General features: G+C 67.5%; 18 protein-coding genes. 2 read left to right on the forward strand and 16 right to left on the reverse strand.

The features are described 5' to 3' along the window. Window positions 1-17: 17 nt before the first annotated feature. The 16 genes from EV670_RS14935 to EV670_RS15010 form a co-directional block, all read right to left on the reverse strand. Entirely contained in the window at window positions 18-1133 is a 1116-nt protein-coding gene (locus EV670_RS14935; RefSeq protein ID WP_130433485.1) for an EpsG family protein, read from the reverse strand. 4 nt (window positions 1134-1137) lie between these two features. Next, on the reverse strand, window positions 1138-2232 hold the full coding sequence (locus EV670_RS14940) for a glycosyltransferase family 4 protein (protein WP_130433487.1): 1095 nt from the start codon (window positions 2230-2232) through the stop codon (window positions 1138-1140). Between the two features lie 77 nt (window positions 2233-2309). Continuing rightward, complete coding sequence (locus EV670_RS14945; RefSeq protein ID WP_130433489.1) at window positions 2310-3059, reverse strand: class I SAM-dependent methyltransferase; 750 nt, start codon at window positions 3057-3059, stop codon at window positions 2310-2312. Window positions 3060-3121: 62 nt separating this feature from the next. Continuing rightward, complete coding sequence (locus tag EV670_RS14950; RefSeq protein ID WP_130433491.1) at window positions 3122-4399, reverse strand: O-antigen translocase; 1278 nt, start codon at window positions 4397-4399, stop codon at window positions 3122-3124. Window positions 4400-4421: 22 nt separating this feature from the next. Further along, window positions 4422-5516, reverse strand: coding sequence for a DegT/DnrJ/EryC1/StrS family aminotransferase (locus EV670_RS14955; protein ID WP_130433493.1), 1095 nt, complete (start codon window positions 5514-5516; stop codon window positions 4422-4424). 3 nt (window positions 5517-5519) lie between these two features. Continuing rightward, a complete protein-coding gene (locus tag EV670_RS14960; protein WP_130433495.1) occupies window positions 5520-5996 on the reverse strand; it encodes an acyltransferase in 477 nt (158 codons plus the stop codon). Beyond that, window positions 5993-6874, reverse strand: a complete 882-nt coding sequence (locus EV670_RS14965) for a WxcM-like domain-containing protein (protein ID WP_130433497.1) — start codon at window positions 6872-6874, stop codon at window positions 5993-5995. Before EV670_RS14965 ends, EV670_RS14960 begins: the two co-directional genes overlap by 4 nt. A 150-nt stretch (window positions 6875-7024) precedes the next feature. Continuing rightward, the gene (gmd, locus tag EV670_RS14970; RefSeq protein WP_130433499.1) at window positions 7025-8146 is read right to left on the reverse strand and encodes a GDP-mannose 4,6-dehydratase; all 1122 of its coding nucleotides are present in this window, start codon (window positions 8144-8146) and stop codon (window positions 7025-7027) included. 22 nt (window positions 8147-8168) lie between these two features. Then, window positions 8169-9107 (reverse strand): GDP-L-fucose synthase family protein, encoded by a 939-nt coding sequence (locus EV670_RS14975; protein WP_130433501.1) that lies wholly within the window; start codon window positions 9105-9107, stop codon window positions 8169-8171. Window positions 9108-9120: 13 nt separating this feature from the next. Continuing rightward, window positions 9121-9483, reverse strand: a complete 363-nt coding sequence (locus EV670_RS14980) for a MarR family EPS-associated transcriptional regulator (protein ID WP_130433503.1) — start codon at window positions 9481-9483, stop codon at window positions 9121-9123. Window positions 9484-9584: 101 nt separating this feature from the next. Continuing rightward, entirely contained in the window at window positions 9585-10136 is a 552-nt protein-coding gene (gene rfbC, locus EV670_RS14985) for a dTDP-4-dehydrorhamnose 3,5-epimerase (protein ID WP_130433505.1), read from the reverse strand. Continuing rightward, window positions 10136-11017: a glucose-1-phosphate thymidylyltransferase RfbA gene (gene rfbA, locus EV670_RS14990; protein ID WP_130433507.1), complete on the reverse strand. Its 882-nt coding sequence runs from the start codon at window positions 11015-11017 to the stop codon at window positions 10136-10138. The genes rfbC and rfbA overlap by 1 nt, the downstream gene beginning before the upstream one ends. A 31-nt stretch (window positions 11018-11048) precedes the next feature. Then, window positions 11049-11945 carry a dTDP-4-dehydrorhamnose reductase gene (gene rfbD / locus EV670_RS14995; protein WP_130433509.1) on the reverse strand — a complete coding sequence of 299 codons (897 nt, stop codon included), beginning with the start codon at window positions 11943-11945 and terminating at the stop codon, window positions 11049-11051. Then, the gene (gene rfbB / locus EV670_RS15000) at window positions 11942-13015 is read right to left on the reverse strand and encodes a dTDP-glucose 4,6-dehydratase (RefSeq protein ID WP_130433511.1); all 1074 of its coding nucleotides are present in this window, start codon (window positions 13013-13015) and stop codon (window positions 11942-11944) included. Before rfbB ends, rfbD begins: the two co-directional genes overlap by 4 nt. Before the next feature lie 59 nt (window positions 13016-13074). Continuing rightward, window positions 13075-14226, reverse strand: a complete 1152-nt coding sequence (locus tag EV670_RS15005; protein ID WP_130433513.1) for a Wzz/FepE/Etk N-terminal domain-containing protein — start codon at window positions 14224-14226, stop codon at window positions 13075-13077. A 13-nt stretch (window positions 14227-14239) separates the two neighbouring features. After that, window positions 14240-15877: an SLBB domain-containing protein gene (locus EV670_RS15010; protein ID WP_165393335.1), complete on the reverse strand. Its 1638-nt coding sequence runs from the start codon at window positions 15875-15877 to the stop codon at window positions 14240-14242. Window positions 15878-16361: 484 nt separating this feature from the next. Here EV670_RS15010 and EV670_RS15015 point away from each other — a divergent pair, with 484 nt between their 5' ends. Then, on the forward strand, window positions 16362-17495 hold the full coding sequence (locus EV670_RS15015) for a glycosyltransferase family 4 protein (protein ID WP_130433517.1): 1134 nt from the start codon (window positions 16362-16364) through the stop codon (window positions 17493-17495). 7 nt (window positions 17496-17502) lie between these two features. After that, the gene (locus EV670_RS15020; RefSeq protein ID WP_130433519.1) at window positions 17503-18975 is read left to right on the forward strand and encodes a DEAD/DEAH box helicase; all 1473 of its coding nucleotides are present in this window, start codon (window positions 17503-17505) and stop codon (window positions 18973-18975) included. Window positions 18976-19016: the final 41 nt, after the last annotated feature.

Below are 19016 nucleotides of genomic sequence, written 5' to 3' on the forward strand. Positions count from 1 at the left end.
CCGCCACCACTGCTGAATCAAAGACCGATCGAGTATGGCCCGACCAAGGTCGGAGTCCGGAAGACGTAATTCCCGAAGGTCGCGGCCAGCCATAGCCACAAGATCAGCGACGGGAGTCGCATGCCGCGGGTTTGCGCCAGGTGCACGGCGTACAGCGGCAGGCAGGCCATCCAGAACTCCATGACGCGCACCGCCACTTCCCGGACGTCGGCGAACAGGAACAGGGCCAGTTGGCCAAGCACGATCAGTCGCAGCAGGGTCAGGAGCGCGACCGATGACGGCCCTGTCCGATCTGCCGAGACGAGTGCCGGCGCGGACAGACGGTCCTGGCGGACCAAGGCTGCATAGCTCATGAGGATGAGCAGGAGGACGAGCACGGTACGAACCGAAAACGGCTCGACGGGTTCGCTGACGCCCGAACTGGCGAACTGCATATACAGGGCGAGTCGGGCATCGAGCGAACCGAACAGCTCAGCCATGCGCTCGAGACTGAACACGCCGCGCGCACGGCCGAGCGCTGCCAGCGCCAGCATGCCGAGCAGCGCAACGTCGAGCCAGCCGCGCCGCAGTCGCGACAGCGGCAGCGCTGCCAGTCCCAGCAAGGCGGCCGAGTGGATGAGCGCAGCGACAAAGATGGCCGCCAAGTAGGCCCATACCCGGCGCTCGCTCAGGAATACAAGCGAAAGCATGAAGCAGGCGATGGCAAGGCCGGCCCGCAACTGCGTGAACTCGTGCAACAGGAAGCCGGAAAAGAGGTAGCAGGCGGTTCCTGCCCAAAGACCGGTTCTGGTGACCGCGATGCGGCGAATGCTGTAGAGCTTCAGCGAGATGGCGCCGAGCGCCACGACCCAGAGAAAGATGCGAAACGGCAGGCCAGCCTCGCTGCTGAGGGTCATGCCCGCAAAGAAGAGCGACTCCAGCAATGGCGGCCGCTCCAGCACGCCTTCGGACTGCGTGCCGATGCGATACCACTCCTGGTACTCGATGAAGTCGTTGCTGATGTCGGGACCGCGCAGCGCAACAAATGTCGCCAGCCAGCAGGCCACGATGAACGCGGCAAGATTTGGCTGACGCGCCCGATGCGTCGCCCGGATCAGTAGCGCGCTGGTCAGCAAGACGAGCAGGTAGACCATGGGCTCAGAGCGGTTCGGCCATCAGGTCCATGAACGCCTTGGACACCGCGTCCCAGTAGAACGTCCTGATCGCGAGGGCGGCACGATCGAGCTTGGCGTGCAGTGCCGGCTCGTCGATGGACACGAAGTCCTCCACCGCCCGTTCAATCGCCGCTGCATCCCGCACCGGCACGATCCAGGAATTGCGTTCGTCCGCCGGCAGATAGCCCGTGGTGATCACGGGTGTACCGCACGACATAGCTTCGAGGACGGGGTAGTGACAGGCGCCCAACTGCACGGTGCCCGGTGCAATCATCGCGTCGATCGAGCGGTAATAGTCAGCGAGACCCTCGTCTCCGTCTGGCACGACGATCTCGCATCTCGGATGCGACCACCCGGCCGGCACGTTGTTGTAAGCCACCTTCAGGTGATAGCGCTCATCCTTGCGCGCCAAGCGCTCGAAGGCCTCGAGTACGTAGATCGTGCCCTTGGTCTCCTCCGTCCGGCTGATCACCCCGAGCGTGACCTTGCTGTCGGGGTTGCGGCGGGGTTGGTCGCGGCGTCGGTGGAATATGGCCGGATCGAGGCCTGGCGGGATCCAGTCGCGGGCGCGGATGGACCGGTAGCCGATGTAGATCGGTGCATTCGCGACCTGGGTCAGCGGCAGACTGTAGCTGAGCGCAGACATCGCCTGCAGCACGCGACCCTTCCAGCCCGGCTCGAAGGAGTAGTACTCCGGCTCGTACGCCTGGACGTAGTACCACTTGCGGGCCCGGCCCGCGCGCGCGAGGGCCACCGGCAGCGCCGTGAAGCTGTGGTTGGCCAGGATGATGTCGTAGTCGGCCCCGATGCGGGTCAGCGCCCGCAGCATGCCGAGATAGACGCTGCGGGTGTTGCCTGACGCGGAGAAGGCGGGCCGCGGCGCCGATGCCGGTACTTCAGCCCCATGCGGATCGAAGCGCCGGACCGAGGCCGTTGTCGGATAGCGGGGCGGGCCGGAGCGAGCGTCGACCAGGAAGCTCACCTCGTGGCCCTGCCGCATCCAGTGGTTCGACAGTTCGGACAGAACACGAAAACCGCCACCGACTTCGAAGCTTGCAACGGGAATCAGGAGTCTCATGCGATGCGATGCAGTGTCATGGGAACCCGGCCTTGGAGGCGGGCCCGGGGCGGGCCCGGGGCGGGCTCGGTAGGGGTTCAGGGCTTCTGTCCGAGCACCACGAACTCGTGCGGCGTGGTTGCATGCCGTCGAACGCCGAGGTCGAAGTGCTTCATGGTGGCAAAGACCAGCGGCAGATCGAACACATGATGGTGAAGGCAACGGTTCTCGAAGTTGCGCAGCGACCGGGCCCTGAACTGTTCGGCGTCGCCCGCCCCGGGATCCAGACTCAGGTCGTGCAACGCCAGGATCTCGTCGAGGTGGGTCATGTCATGCTCGTCGACCTGTCGCTCGAAGTCCTCCAGCAGATGCTCGAAGCGCGTGTAGGGACGCCGATGGTCGAAGTTCCCGGCCTTGCTCGGCACGATCAGCAGCAGATGCCCGCCCGGTCGGATGACGCGCACCCATTCGGCAAGTGCGCGCAGCGGATTCGCGATGTGCTCGAGGTTGTGGCAGGACAGCACGAAGTCGTAGTGCGCATCGGGCAGCTGGCGCAGGTCGGTGCCGTCGCAGATGATGGTCCGCCCACGGGCGAGCGCCGGTGCCGAGTCGAGCGGCTTGCTCGACTCGGCCCGACTCCACACCGTATCGGCGCTGAAGTTGAGCTGATCGACGGCGTGAGCCAGACGATAGAGCGGCAGGCGCCGTGTGAAGAAGCTGCTGGGGCCGCCAATCTCCAGGCCGGACTTTCCGGCGAGGCTGCGCTCGAAGTCCCGGTGCCCGGCCATCGGCAGTCCCAGCCGGTTGCGCACGCGGCTCATCAGATGACGGTCTAGCAGAGTACTCATCGTGGCGATCCAGGTTGACGACGATTGATGATGACGTATCGGCCCGGTGGCGGCGAAGTCGTTCAGGCCACGCGAGCGAGGGCCCGGCGCCGCAGCGCCGCCAGCAGGCTCCGAAAGACGATCGCCATGACGAGCCAGTAGATGGCATAGGTCAGCGCGTAGGCCACGGTAGCCCCCAGCAGACCCCAGCGCTGCGACAGCAGCACCGTGCTGACGCCCAGCAGCAGGGAGAATGCGATCTCCGTGGCAATGAAGGTGCGCGTCATCGCATGGCTGACCATGGTGTAGGCCATGACCCAACTGTTGATCTTCAGCAGGTCTCCGACGAGTTGCACACCCAGCAGACCCACCAGGGGCAGAAACTCCGCGGTCAGCAGGCCGTGGACCAGCGGAGTGCGCAGCAGGTAGATCGCGGCCGAGGTGGCCAGGCTCAGGGGCAGCACGAATCGATAGGCGGCGCGTACCTCATGGCTCAGCTCGGCCGGGTCCTGGATCTCGGAGAACCTCGGCAGCAGATAGACCGACAGCGTGGTTGTCAGCAGCATCAGGTGCATCTCGCTGATTTTCCACAGGGCCTGCCACAGGCCGACGCTGGCCCAGCCGAGATCGGTGGCCAGGCGGTCGCGGATGAAGACCTGGGCCAGCGGCGTGGCCAGTGCCGAGGTCGCCGCCATCAGGGCATAGGCGCCGAGGCGGCGGGCCATCTGCGGGTCGATGCGGCCAAACAGTTGTCCGATCGCGATGCCGCAACTCCGGCGCAGGACGAACACCGTGACACCGCAGGCAAGGGCCTGGCCGACAGCGATGGCCACCAATGCGCCCTCGAGTCCGCGCGTGGCCACAAGGGCACCGGCGAGAGCTGCGCTGATCAGGCTGCCGGCAATGTTCGCCGCGACGAGGCCGCGGACGGCCTTGCGGCCGGTGAGGATGGCCAGCATCAGGCCGTTGAGCACAAGGAACACCAGCGACGCGCCGAGCCACACGAGGACGCCCGCATGCGCCACGTCGCCCAAGGCCCAGCGGGCCAGCGGTTCGCGCGCCAGCACCAGGGCCAGGGCGCATACGGCCGCGCCGATCAGGCCCAGGCCCGAGGCGGTGCCCCACACGACGAGCTGGCGATCCTTCTCGTCCACGTACTCGGCGGTGTACCGGGTCACGCCGGTGTTCACGGCGCCGCTGGCCAGCGTGCTGACGATGCCGACCAGGTTCTGGAACTGCCCGATGACCCCGTAGCCCGCCGGTCCCACGTAGACCGCGATCACCTTGCTCAGGAACAGCGACGTGGCGAGCTTGGTGAGGACGGCCAGGCCATTGAGCAGGCTGGTCTTGGCGAGGTTCATGAACGCATGCGCGACGCGAACCTCAGGCGAGGCGGCGCAGCGCTGCGATCACCGCATCGGCCTGCTCGATCGTCATGGTCGGCCCGATCGGCAGGCTGAGCACCTCGGCGTGCAGGGCCTCGGCAATCGGCAGCGAGCCCGGCGTGATTCCGAGCGATGCGTAGGCCGGTTGCAGATGCGGCGGCACGGGGTAGTGGATAACGGTGCCGATGCCCGCCTCCGCGAGGCGGCGCGCCAGCTGATCCCGGTCGTGATGGCGCACGACGAACAGGTGCCAGACGGGCTCTGCGAACGCCGGTACCTGCGGCAGCACCAGCGGCACGTCGCGCAGGCCGTCGAGGTAGCGCCGTGCAATTTCGGCGCGCCGGGCGTTGCCGGACTCGAGGGTCGGCAGCTTGGCGCGCAGCAGGGCCGCCTGCAGCTCGTCGAGCCGCGAGTTGAATCCGATCACCTCGTTGTGGTACTTCAGGCTCGAGCCGTAGTTGCGCAACGAACGAAGACGTTGCGCGAGCGCGGCGTCGTTGGTGGTGATGGCGCCGGCGTCACCGAGCGCGCCAAGGTTCTTGCCCGGATAGAAGCTCCAGGCCACCGCGTCGCCATGGGCTCCGACGCGGCGACCCTTGTAGCGGGCACCGTGGGCCTGTGCGCCGTCCTCGAGCACCTTGAGGCCGTGCTGGCGGGCGACCGCCAGCAGCGGATCGAGATCGGCGGCCTGGCCGTAGAGGTGAACCGGCATCAGCGCCCTGGTTCGGGACGTGATCGCGGCCGCGACGCGGTTCGGGTCGAGGTTGTAGCTGTGCGGGTCGGGCTCCACCGGTACCGGCGTGGCTCCAACATGACTCACGGCGAGCCAGGTGGCGATGTAGGTGTTGGACGGAACGATCACCTCATCCCCGGCGCCGATGCCCATGGCTCGCAGCGCGAGGCTCAGGGCTTCAAGACCATTGGCGACGCCGACGGCGTGCCCGGCGCCGCACCAGTTGGCGTACTCCTGCTCGAAGCGGGTCACTTCTTCGCCGAGCACGTACCAGCCCGAGTTCAGCACCCGCTGGAACGCCGCGGTGAGGCTCTCCGCCGATTCGAGGTTGATGGACTTGAGGTCGAGGAAGGGGATCATGCGCTAGCCCTCTGCGGAGCCATGGTGCCGGGCGGGATTGCCATACCAGAGCTCGCCAGGCGGGACGTCATGCGTGACGACGCTGCCGGCACCTACCAGAGCTCCGGCACCGATCGAGATGCCGCAGAGGAGGGTGGTGTTCGCCCCGATCGATGCTCCGCGATGAACATGCGTGGTGGCGAACTTCTCGGGGTACTGCTTCGAACGGGGGAACCGGTCGTTGGTGAAAGTGACGTTCGGTCCGACGAAGACATTGTCCTCAAGGCGCACACCGTTCCAGAGCTGCACCCCGCTTTTGACCGTAACGCAGTCGCCGATGACAACGTCATCCTCGATGAAGCAGTGAGAGTTGATGTTGCAGTCGCGCCCGATGCGGGCACCTGCCAGCACCACGACAAACTGCCAGATTCGAGTTCCCGCGCCGACGTTGGCAGTCTGAACTTCTGCGGAAGGGTGGATGAAGACGCTCTGGTCGATCATGTCGCGATACCTGCTGTCGCCTGCCCGTCGCGAGCAACGGCACGCAAGAATGTGCCGTAGTCCCGGATGTAGTCTGCCGGGTCGTAGTGATGCGAGGCAAACACCAGCAGCAGGGCATCGGCCGAGTACTTGTACTGGATGCCCCAGGTCATCGGTGGCAGGTGCAGGCCGCGGCTCGGCATGTCGAGCGTGACCTCGACACGGCGCACGCCGTCATCCGCCACGACGCAGCAGCGCCCGCGCACGCAGACCAGAAACTGGTGGCACTCGCGATGCGCGTGTTCGCCGCGAATCTCCTGGTTCGGCACGCCAAAGACCATGAAATAGCGCAGCGGATGGAACGGGATCTGGCGGCCGAACTCGCCGACGGTGAGATTGCCGCGCAGGTCGTTGATGACCGGGAAGCTGTGCACCGTGACGCCGCGGACCGAGGTCGCCTCGATCGGTTGCGGTGTGCCTGCGATCAGCGCCGGCCCGGCGCCGGCGCGCGGTTGATCGGTGTCGACATAGCCCGTGATGACCGCCGGATTGCCTTCGACGATGGCGGCCGGAGGCACCGAACGGGTGACCACCGCGCCTGGGCGCACGACGGCACCGGTGGCCAGCGTGATGCCGCTGTGGATGGTCGCATTGGCGCCGATGCGAACTCCGCGCTGCACCTGAGCGGCAGCCCCGTCCGCGGAACTGCCTGGTTCCACGAACACGGCGTTGGGGCCGACGATCACATCGGCCTCGAGCATGACGCCAGAGCAGATGACGGCACCGCTTGCCACGATGCAACCATCGCCTATCGATGCCCCCTGTGCGACGACGGCGCGCGGGTCGATGGTCGCTGTGCCCGGGTGAACCTTGATTGGGAGAGGCTCTGAGGTGCTCATGGATGCTGCGCCAGTCTTGATTCGGGTCGATGTTGAGCGGGCGGCAAGTCGGCCGGTGCGGGGAACGTTCTCCTGTGCTCGCGGCGGGTGCTCAGGACGGCAGACCCGCCGTGAACCTGGCCGCACGCGGCTCGGGAGTCGGTGGCAGCTTCATTCGTTGTAGTCGTAGATGCGGAATCCGGCTGTCTTGATCAGGTGGTCGCGCTTTGCCGCCGTGTAGTCGCTCTGCACCATCTCGCGCACCAGTTCCTCGAAGGACGTCGTCGGCGTCCAGCCCAGCTTGGCCTTGGCCTTGCTCGGGTCGCCGAGCAGGGTCTCGACCTCGGTCGGGCGAAAGTAGCGCGGATCGACCTTGACGATCACGTCGCCCGGCTTGCACTGCGCCTGGTCACCGTCGACCCGCACCACCACTGCGACCTCGTTGCCGCCTTCACCCCTGAACTCGAGCGTGACGCCCAGTTCGCGCGCGGCGCGCTCGACGAACTGGCGCACGCTGTACTGCACACCGGTGGCAATGACGAAGTCTTCTGGCTGTGTCTGCTGCAGCATGCGCCACTGCATCTCGACATAGTCCTTGGCGTGACCCCAGTCGCGCAGCGCGCTCAGGTTGCCCAGGTACAGGCAATCCTGGAGGCCCAGCGCGATGCGGGCCATCGCCCGCGTGATCTTTCGCGTCACGAAGGTCTCGCCGCGCAGCGGGCTCTCGTGGTTGAACAGGATGCCGTTGCAGGCATACATGCCGTAGGCCTCGCGGTAGTTCACCGTGATCCAGTAGGCGTACATCTTGGCCACTGCATAGGGGCTGCGCGGATAGAACGGCGTGCTCTCCTTCTGCGGGGTCTCCTGCACCAGGCCATAGAGCTCGCTGGTGCTGGCCTGGTAGAAGCGGGTCTTCTTCTCGAGCCCCAGGATGCGGATCGCCTCGAGGATGCGCAGGGTGCCGATGCCATCGGCGTTGGCGGTGTACTCCGGCGTCTCGAAGCTCACCGCCACGTGGCTCATCGCCGCGAGGTTGTAGATCTCGTCGGGTTGTACCTGCTGGATGATGCGGATCAGGTTGGTGGAGTCGGTCAGGTCGCCGTAGTGCAACACCAGGCGCTGGTCGTCCACATGCGGATCCTGGTACAGGTGGTCGATGCGGTCGGTGTTGAAGAGGCTGCTGCGGCGCTTGATGCCGTGCACGACGTAGCCCTTGGCCAGCAGCAGCTCGGCGAGATAGGCGCCGTCCTGGCCGGTGATGCCGGTGATGAGTGCGACTTTGGCGGTGGTCATGGTTGGCTCGTCGGATCTCAGTTCAGGCCGTCGCGGAGAACGGCGCGGCGGCGTAGGCGCGCGCGATGCCATCGCGCAGCTGCGTGCGTGCGGTCCAGCCCAGAGCGGCCATGCGACCCACGTCGAGCAGCTTGCGCGGCGTGCCATCGGGCTTGCTGGCATCGAAGACGATGCGGCCCTCGAAGCCCACAACGTCCATCACGGTCCGCGCCAGCTCGGCGATGGTCACGTCTTCGCCGGTTCCCAGGTTGAGCAGCGAGCCGTCGTAGCCGCGCTCCATCAGAAACACACAGGCGTCGGCCAGGTCGTCGACGTAGAGAAATTCCCGGCGCGGCGTGCCGCTGCCCCACACCATCAACTCGCTGTCGCCGCGCTGCCTGGCTTCGTGCGCCTTGCGGATCAGCGCCGGCAGCACATGGCTGGTGCCGAGGTCGTAGTTGTCGTTGGGCCCGTAGAGGTTGGTCGGCATGACGCTCACGTACTGCCGACCGTACTGCCGGTTGTAGCTCTCGCAGAGCTTGATGCCGGCGATCTTGGCGATCGCGTAGGGCTCGTTGGTGGTCTCGAGCGGCCCGGTCAGCAGGTAGTCTTCGCGAATCGGCTGCGCGCAGTCGCGCGGGTAGATGCAACTGGAGCCCAGGAACATCAACCGTTGCACGCCGGCCAGGTGCGCGCCGTGGATCAGGTTGTTCTGGATTTGCAGGTTCTGGTACAGGAACTCGCCGCGCTGGAGGTTGTTGGCCTGGATGCCGCCGACCTTGGCCGCGGCGATGAAGACGTAGTCGGGGCGCTGCTCGGCCATGAAGGCCTGCACCGCGTGCTGGTCGAGCAGGTCGAGTTCGCCGCGCGTTCGCGTAATCAGCTGCCGGTAGCCACCGGCGCGCAGGCGCCTTTCGATGGCACTGCCGACCATGCCTCGGTGGCCTGCTATGAAGAGCCTGGCATTCGGGTCGATCTGCATGGGCTTGCGGGGATCAGGGCCGGTGCTGGACGCCGAGCTCGGCGCGCAGGTCGGCGATGGTGGTCTTGAGCATCTCGAACTCGCTTTCCTTGCGGCTGAGGAAGGCCTGCGTCAGCCGCAGCTTCTCGCGCAGGCCGCTCGGGGTCAGCACATAGGCATAGGCCAGCTTGTTGTCGCTGCGCCTGAAGTTGCGCGCCTTGACCAGGCCCTTGTCGAGCAGTGCGTGCAACAGATAGTGCGTCTTGCCAAGGCTCAGCCCGAGTGCGACCGAGAGCTCGCGCTGCGAGAGCCGTGGCTGCTCGGCCAGCAGCCGCAGCGCGGCCAGACGCGCCGCGTCAGGTTCGCTCGGGTTGGCGGGGGCGGGTTGGTCGGCCATCTGTTCACGCGATGAACGCGCGAGTGTAAGCGCTCGGGTTGACGTTTCCGAGACACCCCGCGCGGCGGTGCCGGCAACCGATGAGAAAGGGACGCGCAGCTTCAGTCGAATGCGAGCGCGCTGCCCAGGCCGGGAGCTGCCGCGTCCTTGGCCGAGAGCGCCGGTGGGCCGCCGGCCAGCGGCCAGGCGACTCCGAGCTGGGGATCATCCCAGCGCACCGCCCCCTCGCTGCCCGGCGCGTAGTAGCCGGTCGTCTTGTAGAGAAAGTCCGCGCTGTCGCTGGTCACCAGGAAGCCATGCGCGAAGCCGGGCGGGATCCACAGCTGGCGGTGGTTCGACGCACTCAGCTCGACGCCGACCCATTGGCCGAAGCGCGGGCTGCTCCTGCGCATGTCGACGGCCACGTCGAACACGCTGCCACTCGTCACCCGTACCAGCTTGCCCTGCGCATGCGGCGGCAACTGGTAGTGCAGGCCACGCAGCACGCCGTGTGCCGAGCGCGAATGGTTGTCCTGCACGAACTTCACCGGATAGCCCACCGCGGCATCGAAGGCCTGCTGGTTGAAGCTCTCCATGAAGAAGCCGCGCTCGTCGCCAAAGACCTTGGGCTCGAGGATCAGCACCTCGGGCAGGGCGGTAGGGATGAGCTTCATCAGTAGACCGTCTCTTTGAGCACCTGCATCAGGTACTGGCCGTAGCCGTTCTTGAGCATCGGCCGGGCCTGGGCCTCGAGTGCCTCGGCACCGATCCAGCCCGAGCGGAAGGCGATCTCCTCCGGGCACGCCACCTTCAGCCCCTGCCGCTTCTCGAGCGTGGCGATGAACTGGCCGGCCTCGAGCAGGCTGTCGTGGGTGCCGGTGTCGAGCCAGGCGTAGCCCCGGCCCATGATCTCGACATTGAGTTGCTGCTGCTCGAGGTAGCGGGCATTGACGTCGGTGATCTCGAGCTCGCCGCGCGGGCTGGGCGCGATGCCGGCCGCGATATCGCAGACCTGTTCGTCGTAGAAGTAGAGGCCGGTCACCGCGTAGTTGCTCTTGGGCGCTTTGGGCTTCTCTTCGATGCTGATCGCGCGTCGCTGCGCGTCGAAGGCCACCACGCCGTAGCGCTCGGGGTCGTTCACGTGATACGCGAACACGCTCGCGCCGGCCGGTCGCGCGGCCGCCGAGGCCAGTTGTTCCTGCAACGCGTGGCCGTAGAAGATGTTGTCGCCCAGAACCAGCGCGCTCGGATTGCTGCCGATGAACTCACGGCCGAGGATGAAGGCCTGCGCCAGGCCATCGGGGCTGGGCTGCACGCAGTAGCTGAGGTTCAGGCCCCAGCGCGCACCGTCGCCGAGCAGGGCCTCGAAGCGAGGTGTGTCCTGCGGCGTGCTGATGACGAGGATGTCGCGGATGCCGGCCAGCATCAGCGTGCTGAGCGGGTAGTAGATCATCGGCTTGTCGTACACCGGCAGCAGCTGCTTGCTGATCGCCAGCGTGGCCGGGTGCAGCCGGGTGCCGGAGCCGCCGGCGAGGATGATGCCCTTGCGTTGCATGGTCTGTTCGTCGCGTTGAAGTGATGACTGCTCAGCGGCCGAGCACCTCGGCCAGCATGCGCTCCACGCCCTGCTGCCATGACGGCAAGCGCAGCTCGAAGGCGGCCTGGAGTTTGCGCGTGTCGAGCCGCGAGTTGAGCGGCCGTGGCGCCGGCAGCGGGTAGGCCGTGGTCGGCACCGGCTCGATCGCCGCGGACGTCACCTTGATCGGCTGACCGTTGGCGCGAGCCCACTCGACGACGAAGCGGGCGTAGCCGTGCCAGCTCGTCTGCCCGGCGGCGGCCGCGTGGTAGGTACCGGCGAGTTCAGGCCGGCGTGCCAGCGCGAGCAGCGCATGGGCACTCACATCGGCCAGCAGGTCGGCGCCGGTCGGGGCGCCGACCTGGTCGTCGATCACCGCCAAGCGCTCGCGCTCGGCTGCGAGCCGCAGCATCGTCTTCGCGAAGTTGCCGCCGCGCGCCGCGTGGACCCAACTCGTGCGCAGGATCAGGTGGCGGCAGCCACTGGCGCGGACCAGTTCCTCGCCTTCGAGCTTGGTGCGGCCGTAGGCGTTGAGGGGGCCGGTGGGCGCATCTTCGTTGCGGGCGTCGCTGCCAGAGCCGTCGAACACGTAGTCGGTGCTGTAGTGAAACAGCGTCGCTCCGATGCGGGCTGCCTCGCGCGCCAGCACGCCGGGCGCCGTGGCGTTGACGGCGCGCGCCTGTTCGGCGTCGCTCTCGGCCTTGTCGACCGCGGTGTAGGCGGCGGCATTGACGATCACATCGGGCCGCACGGACTGCACGGTCGCCGCCAGTGCTTCGGGTTGGCCGAGGTCGCCTTGGAGGTCTCGCGAGTGGCGATCGAGCGCGATCAGTTCACCCAGCGGCGCGAGCGAGCGCTGCAGTTCCCATCCGAGCTGGCCACTCTTGCCAAGCAGCAGGATCTTCATGCGCCGGTCGCCCTGCCGCCGTAGTTCTGCGCGACCCAGTCGCGATAGCTGCCGCTCTGCACCTCGGCGACCCAGTCGCCGCGGGCGAGATACCACTCGACGGTCTTGCGGATGCCGCTGGCGAAGGTCTCGGCCGGGCGCCAGCCGAGCTCGCGCTCGATCTTGCGGGCATCGATCGCATAGCGGCGGTCGTGGCCCGGACGGTCCGTCACGTAGGTGATCAGCCTGGCATAGGGGCCGGCCGGGTCGGGCCGCAACTCGTCGAGCAGCGCGCAGACGATCTTCACGATGTCGATGTTGGCCTGCTCGTTCCAGCCGCCGACGTTGTAGGTTTCGCCGAGTCGGCCTCGCTCGAGCACCGCGCGAATCGCGCTGCAGTGATCCTTCACGTAGAGCCAGTCGCGCACCTGCTGGCCATCGCCGTAGACCGGCAGCGGCTTGCCGGCCAGCGCGTTGACGATCATCAGCGGGATCAGCTTCTCGGGGAAATGGTATGGCCCGTAGTTGTTGCTGCAGTTGGTGGTGACCACCGGCATGCCGTAGGTGTGGTGCCAGGCGCGCACCAGGTGGTCACTTGCCGCCTTGCTCGCCGAGTACGGGCTGTTGGGCTCGTAGGGATGAGTCTCGGTGAAGGCCGGGGCGGCTGGCGAGAGCGAGCCGTAGACCTCGTCGGTGCTGACGTGGTGAAAGCGGAAGGCGGCCTTGTCGGCACCTTCCAGCGTCGACCAGAAGCCGCGTGCGGCCTCGAGCAGCGTGAAGGTGCCGTCGATGTTGGTGCGCATGAAGGCGCCCGGCCCGTGGATCGAGCGATCGACGTGGCTCTCCGCCGCGAAGTGGACGATGGCTCGCGGCCGGTGCGTGGCCAGCAGGCGGTCGACCAGCGCGCGGTCGCAGATGTCGCCCTGCACGAAGACATGCCTGGCGTCGCCCTGCAGCGAAGCCAGGTTGCGCAGGTTGCCGGCGTAGGTCAGCGCGTCGAGATTGACGACCGGCTCGTCGCTCTGGGCGAGCCAGTCGAGCACGAAGTTGCTGCCAATGAAGCCGGCGCCGCCGGTGACGAGGATGGACATGGACGAATGACCTGTATGGAACTGCTTGGAACGAACGGGGACGAGCTTGCGTGGACGACCTAGTCGCCGCGCCAGGCCGTGCGCAGCCGGGCCAGCTTGTCGGCGGTGGCGGGGTCGCGGGCGCTCTCGTGCCAGAAGTGGCGCGCGACGACGAACGCCGCGACGAGCAGGAACGACAGTGCCACCGCCGCCACCGCGATCAGTCCGCGCTTGGGCTTGCTTTTCCATTCGGGCACTGTGGCCACGTCGACGACCTGGATCAGCGCGCCCTCGCGGCTCTCGTCGAGCCGCGCCAGCTCGTACTGGCGCGAGAACAGTTCGAACAGCGTCTCCTGGTACTTGAACTCGCGATAGCGGCCAACGTAGTCGGAGCCCCCGCCCAGTTCACCACTGCGCTCGAGACCAGCCAGCTGCCCGCGCAGCGCTGCGAGCAGCGACTGCTGCTGCTGCACCTCGGGCGAGGCGTCGGCCAGGCTGCGCCGCATTGTCTGCAGCTTCACTTCGGCGGCCGTCACTTCGGCACGCAGTCGGGCATAGCCTTCGGCCGCTGCCTTGGGCTCGGCCTTCAGCGCGCCTTGCGAGAAGCCGCTGCCCTGCAGGTCCATTTGCGCCTTGGTCAGGCGATCGCGGGTCTGCTTGAGCTGCTCCTCGAAGAAGACGCGGCGCTGCTGGGCCTCGGTCAGCGCCAGACTGGAGGACAGGCGCCGCAACTCCTCGACATGCGCGTTGGCGATGTCGGCTGCGCGTTGCGGGCTCCGGTCGTCCGCCTCGATGCTGATCAGTCCGTCCTTCTTGCCGATCGCGAAACGAACGTTCTGGGCCAGCTCCTTGCGGGCCTGGAATCGGTAGTCGACGTCGTAGACCTGCATCAGCTTGAAGCGGTCGATCAGCCGATCGGCCACGGTCTCGCTCTGCATCAGCGCCACGTACTGGTCGGCCGGGGTCTTGAGGCCGGCACCGCCGGCCAGGCCCGCCAGCGCTCCGAGCTGCGACAGGGCGGCCCCGACCTGGTTCTGCTGCTGTTGCGGCGGCAGCAGGCTGGTCCTGGCGGTGTAGGTCTTGGGCAGCAGGAAAGCGATGCCCAATGCCACGAGCCCGGCCGCCAGGGGGCCGAGGATCAGCAGCTTCAGGTTCTGCGCCAGCGGCACCGCCACATCGAGCAGGTCGACCCCGTCCTCGAGGATCTCGGCCCGCGGTGCGCTCTGTGTCATTTCGGCGTGCATCTCACTTGCCCACCGCAACGAAGGCCGCGGCGCTGAGGCCGGTCTGGTAGAGGATCTGCGCCCAGTCCTTGAGATCCTGGGTCAGGGTCGTGCGGTCGAGTTCGTCGGGCACGAAGATGGTGTCGCCCGGCAGCGCCGCAACGCCCTTGAGGTCGCGCCCGCTGATCCAGCTGCCGTTCTGGCGCGCGCTCACCACGCTGCCGTTGGGGCGGATCAGGAACACGCTCTGGGCGTCGGCACCCACCGTCGGGCCACCAGCGAGCTGCAGGAAGTCATTGGCGGTGGCGCCCTGCTTCCAGAGGTAGCTGCCGGCGTTGTAGACGCTGCCGAACACGCCGACGCTGGTCGCCTGCGGCGGGATGAAGATGCGATCACCGTCCTCGAGCGCCAGTTCGGGCAGCTTGGGAGCGGCCGGATCGATCTGCAGCACCACGCGGCCGCTGGGTTTGAGCTCGCGCAGCCGATCGACGAGTCGCTGGATCGACTGGTTGCGGGCGCCTGCCGCGGCCGCTTCGTCGGCCGAGGCCACGCGCTGCGTGTTGGCCGACTTGGAGAAGGCCACCTCGAGATCGCGTAGCGCGCGCTCGTAGTTCTGCTGCTGGGTCACCCGCACGCTCTCGCGATTGAACTCGGTGCCGAACACGTAGGCCGCCGGCGTCAGGCCGCCGGCCACGGCGAGCGCGTCGCTCATGCCGCTGCCTGGCGGCAAGAGGTAGTCGCCCGGCCGCAGCACCTCACCCTCGACCCTGACGAGCTTGGTCTGGCGTCCCACCGGCAACGCGGCGTCGACCGCGCTGAACGCGCGCAGCACGTCGCCGTTGCGGGCCGCCACACCTTCGCCGGCTGGCAGGTCGATCTGCGTGACGCGCTGGCTGCTGCGCTCCTCGAGTCGCTCCACCGCGAGGCGGCTGCGGTCGGCCACGGTGTTGAAGCCACCCGCCATGCGCAGCACGTCGGCGACGGTCTCGCCGGGCTTGAGTTCGAAGATCGCCGGCCGGTTGACGCTGCCGATCAGCGCCACCTGCGGGCCGACCGGGCCGACGTAGATCACGTCGTCGGCCTGCACGATGCGGTCGCCGGTACGCTCGCCGTTGAGCAGGAAGTCGTAGAGGTCGAAGCGGGTCTCGACCTTGCCGGCGCGGCGCAGCTCGATGTTGCGGAAGCTGCCCGATCCCGACGGCCCGCCCGCGGCCAGCAGTGCATGCGTCAGCGTGGACAGGCTGCTGACGCTGTAGGCGCCGGGCTGCGGCACAAAGCCGGTGACGTAGACACGCACGCCGCGCAACTGGCCCAGCGTGGCGCTGAGCTGGTAGTTGCGGAATTGCTGGCCGACGCGGCGGCTGATCGTGTCGTTCAAGTCCGCGTAGCGCACACCGGCCACCTGCACCGGGCCGACACGCGGGATGTTGATGCGGCCGGAGCGATCGACCACCAGCCGCAGGTCGGCGTCGACCGAGCCCCAGATCGTGAGCAGAACCTCATCGCCCGGCTTGATGAGGTAGTCCGCTGGCACCAGGGGGCTGAAGTCGGCGGCGGCGCGATCGACGGCGTGGGTGATGATGTCGGCACCGAGGCGGTTGACTTCGGCCGGTGCCGCCAGGCGCCGCACAAAGGATTCGAACTCGCTGCGCTTCGTCACGGGCACCTGCCCGCGCGCCTCGCCCTGTCGCTCGCTCGCATCGACCTCAGCTTGGCGCTCGCGTGCTTCACCAGGTCGCTCCCTGGTCGTAGACCGCGCGCGCGATTGTTCGGTGCTTCCAGGTGCTGGCGACGGCTGGCGCAGCCGGATCGGGCCATTCGCGTCGGTCTCGCTGCGCGGCTCCGCGCGCGTGTCCTGCTGGGCTGACGCTGCGGTCGCGGCTGTCATCGCCGCAAGGACCAGCGAAGCCTGGGCCAGGGCGAGGCAAGTTGACCGAAGGGAGCGCTGCAGGGCGCGAAGTAGGCCGTCGAATCTCATCTTGGGAAGGGTTTCCGGCTATGGCGCACGCCGCGACAACGGGCAATCGGCGGCTCGGGGGAGCGGAGGGCTAGCGGCTGGATTCTAAGGACTGCCCCAAAACGCTTCCCCATCCCCCTAAGGATTGGGACGGGTCGTCACGAGTGACCGATACACTCGCGGCCCCATGACGGTTTTCCTTCTCGGCTTCGCGGTTGCCAGCCTGCTGACCCTCCTGATCCTGCGCGCGGCGAGCGCGGAGGGTCATGTGGCGCTCGACAGCGATCTCGATGGTCCGCAGAAGATGCACGCGCGTCCGGTGCCGCGCATCGGTGGCGTCGGCATTGCACTGGGCACGCTCGCTGCGGTGCTGATGCTGTGGCGGCAGCAGCCCGCCGTCGGCGCGCAGGCGCTGGTGCTGCTGGCCTGCGCGCTGCCAGCCTTGGGCGCCGGCCTGGTCGAGGACCTGACCAAGGGCGTCAGTCCGGGCCAGCGCTTGGCCTGGACCGCTGGTTCGGCTCTGCTGGCCGCATGGCTTCTCGGCGCGGTCGTCACGCGAACCGGCATTCCCGGGCTCGACCTGATCGCGGCCACCGCGCTCGGCTCGGTGCTGCTGGCGGTCTTCGTGGTGGCGGGGGTCGCCAACTCGGTGAACATCATCGACGGCATGAACGGCCTGGCCTCGATGTGCGTCGTCATCATGATGGCCGGGCTGTGCTACGTGGCCTTCGACGTCGGCGATCAACTGGTGGCATTTGCCGCGCTGGCGGTCATCGGCGCGGTGCTCGGCTTCTTCATGTGGAACTACCCGCGCGGCCTGATCTTCCTGGGTGACGGTGGCGCCTACTTCCTAGGCTTCATGTTGGCCGAACTCGGCATCCTGCTGGTGGTGCGCAATCCACAGGTGTCGCCGATCTTTCCGCTGTTGCTCTGCGCCTACCCGATTTTCGAGACCTTGTTCTCGATGTACCGCCGCAAGGTGGTGCGCGGCCGCGCGGTCGGCATGCCCGACGGCATCCACCTTCACACGCTGATCTACCGGCGCCTGATGCGCTGGGCGATTGGCGCGACCGATGCCGCGATACTGACCCGACGCAACTCGATGACCTCGCCCTATCTTTGGGTGATGTGTTCGCTGTCCGTGATCCCCAGCGTGCTGTGGTGGGGAGACAGCGCGATGCTCTCGGCATGGATGCTGCTGTTCGTGGCGTCGTATGTCCTGCTTTACAGCAGCATCGTGCGCTTCAGGACACCGCGGATCCTGATCGTGCGACGGCGCTCGCACGCGTCGCCAAGCTCCGGATCCGATCCCGGGCGATAATCCGGGAATGTCCCAATCTCCCCCGGCCGCCGACGCGGCCGCCTCCGGCGCAGAGGTTCAAGTCGCGCCGCCCTCCCGTTTCGACACGCTCGCGCTCGATCCCAAGCTGCTGAGAGCGGTGGCCGACTCCGGCTACACCTCGATGACGCCGATCCAGGCCAAGGCGATCCCGATCGTGCTGGCCGGCCGCGACATCATGGGTGCGGCCCAGACCGGCACCGGCAAGACGGCCGCGTTCACGCTGCCGCTGTTGCAGAAGATGCTGCGCCACGAGAGCGCCTCGGTGTCTCCGGCGCGCCATCCGGTGCGCGCGTTGGTGATCGCACCGACGCGTGAGCTGGCCGACCAGGTCGCCAACAACGTCAAGACCTACGCCAAGCACACGCTGCTGCGCTCGGCGGTGGTCTTCGGCGGCATCGACATGAAGCCGCAGACGCTCGAGCTCAAGAAGGGCGTCGAGGTGCTGATCGCCACGCCAGGCCGCCTGCTCGACCACATCGAGGCCAAGAACTGCAATCTGGGTCAGGTCGAGTACGTCGTGCTCGACGAGGCCGACCGCATGCTCGACATCGGCTTCCTGCCCGACCTGCAGCGCATCCTCAGCTACCTGCCAAAGCAACGCCAGACGCTGCTGTTCTCGGCCACCTTCTCGCCCGAGATCAAGCGCTTGGCCCAGAGTTATCTGCAGGATCCGCTGCTGGTGGAAGTGGCGCGGCCCAACGCGACCGCCACCAACGTCGAGCAGCGCTTCTACCGCGTCGATGAAGACGACAAGCGGCGCGCGGTGCGCCAGATCCTGAAGGACCGCGAGCTCTCGCAGGCGATCATCTTCGTGAACTCCAAGCTCGGCGCCGCCCGCCTGGCGCGCACCTTCGAGCGCGACGGCCTGCGCACTACCGCGCTGCATGGCGACCGCTCGCAGGACGAGCGCCTCAAGTCGCTGGCCGCCTTCAAGGCCGGCGAAGTCGACCTGATGGTCGCCACCGACGTCGCCGCGCGCGGCCTCGACATCGCCGATCTGCCGGCGGTCTTCAACTTCGACGTGCCGTTCAACGCCGAGGACTATGTGCACCGCATTGGCCGCACCGGCCGCGCCGGCGCCTCTGGCTTGGCGGTCACGCTGGTCGACCGCGACGATGCGCGGCTGATCTCGGACATCGAGAAGCTGATCAAGAAGACGCTCGAGATCGAGCCGCTCGAACTCGACGATGATCGCCCGCGGCGGCCGCCGCGCCGCAGCGACGACGAGGGCGAACGTGCGCCCCGGGCCGTGGCGCCTGGCACCGAGCGGCGCGCGCCCTATGCGCCGCGTCCGGCAACGCCGCGCGCATCGGCCGACCCGTTCTTCGATCGCCCCTACGAGCCGAGCACCACGGCCAACCCGGTCTGGGAGAAGGGCGACGCCGCGCCGACACCGGCTGCGGGCGTGTCGCGCAACATCAAGCTCAAGCGCAAGGTCGCTTCGCTGCTTGGCGGCTAGCTCAGGTCCAGCACGACCGACTCCCGCACCGAGGCGTCGGA

Origin of the sequence: Rivibacter subsaxonicus, assembly GCF_004217215.1 — a bacterium.
Classification (GTDB): Bacteria; Pseudomonadota; Gammaproteobacteria; order Burkholderiales; family Burkholderiaceae_C; genus Rivibacter; species Rivibacter subsaxonicus.

What these genes read in the sequence shown, in the direction of transcription:
- EV670_RS14940 (WP_130433487.1), bottom strand. Translation starts at nt 2,232, where the DNA reads ATGAGACTCCTGATTCCCGTTGCAAGCTTCGAAGTCGGTGGCGGTTTT.
- EV670_RS14980 (WP_130433503.1), bottom strand. Translation starts at nt 9,483, where the DNA reads ATGGCCGACCAACCCGCCCCCGCCAACCCGAGCGAACCTGACGCGGCG.
- rfbC (WP_130433505.1), bottom strand. Translation starts at nt 10,136, where the DNA reads ATGAAGCTCATCCCTACCGCCCTGCCCGAGGTGCTGATCCTCGAGCCC.
- EV670_RS15020 (WP_130433519.1), top strand. Translation starts at nt 17,503, where the DNA reads ATGTCCCAATCTCCCCCGGCCGCCGACGCGGCCGCCTCCGGCGCAGAG.
- EV670_RS15015 (WP_130433517.1), top strand. Translation starts at nt 16,362, where the DNA reads ATGACGGTTTTCCTTCTCGGCTTCGCGGTTGCCAGCCTGCTGACCCTC.
- EV670_RS14945 (WP_130433489.1), bottom strand. Translation starts at nt 3,059, where the DNA reads ATGAGTACTCTGCTAGACCGTCATCTGATGAGCCGCGTGCGCAACCGG.
- EV670_RS14975 (WP_130433501.1), bottom strand. Translation starts at nt 9,107, where the DNA reads ATGCAGATCGACCCGAATGCCAGGCTCTTCATAGCAGGCCACCGAGGC.
- EV670_RS14950 (WP_130433491.1), bottom strand. Translation starts at nt 4,399, where the DNA reads ATGAACCTCGCCAAGACCAGCCTGCTCAATGGCCTGGCCGTCCTCACC.
- gmd (WP_130433499.1), bottom strand. Translation starts at nt 8,146, where the DNA reads ATGACCACCGCCAAAGTCGCACTCATCACCGGCATCACCGGCCAGGAC.
- rfbA (WP_130433507.1), bottom strand. Translation starts at nt 11,017, where the DNA reads ATGCAACGCAAGGGCATCATCCTCGCCGGCGGCTCCGGCACCCGGCTG.
- EV670_RS14955 (WP_130433493.1), bottom strand. Translation starts at nt 5,516, where the DNA reads ATGATCCCCTTCCTCGACCTCAAGTCCATCAACCTCGAATCGGCGGAG.
- EV670_RS14965 (WP_130433497.1), bottom strand. Translation starts at nt 6,874, where the DNA reads ATGAGCACCTCAGAGCCTCTCCCAATCAAGGTTCACCCGGGCACAGCG.
- EV670_RS14935 (WP_130433485.1), bottom strand. Translation starts at nt 1,133, where the DNA reads ATGGTCTACCTGCTCGTCTTGCTGACCAGCGCGCTACTGATCCGGGCG.
- rfbD (WP_130433509.1), bottom strand. Translation starts at nt 11,945, where the DNA reads ATGAAGATCCTGCTGCTTGGCAAGAGTGGCCAGCTCGGATGGGAACTG.
- EV670_RS15005 (WP_130433513.1), bottom strand. Translation starts at nt 14,226, where the DNA reads ATGACACAGAGCGCACCGCGGGCCGAGATCCTCGAGGACGGGGTCGAC.
- rfbB (WP_130433511.1), bottom strand. Translation starts at nt 13,015, where the DNA reads ATGTCCATCCTCGTCACCGGCGGCGCCGGCTTCATTGGCAGCAACTTC.
- EV670_RS14960 (WP_130433495.1), bottom strand. Translation starts at nt 5,996, where the DNA reads ATGATCGACCAGAGCGTCTTCATCCACCCTTCCGCAGAAGTTCAGACT.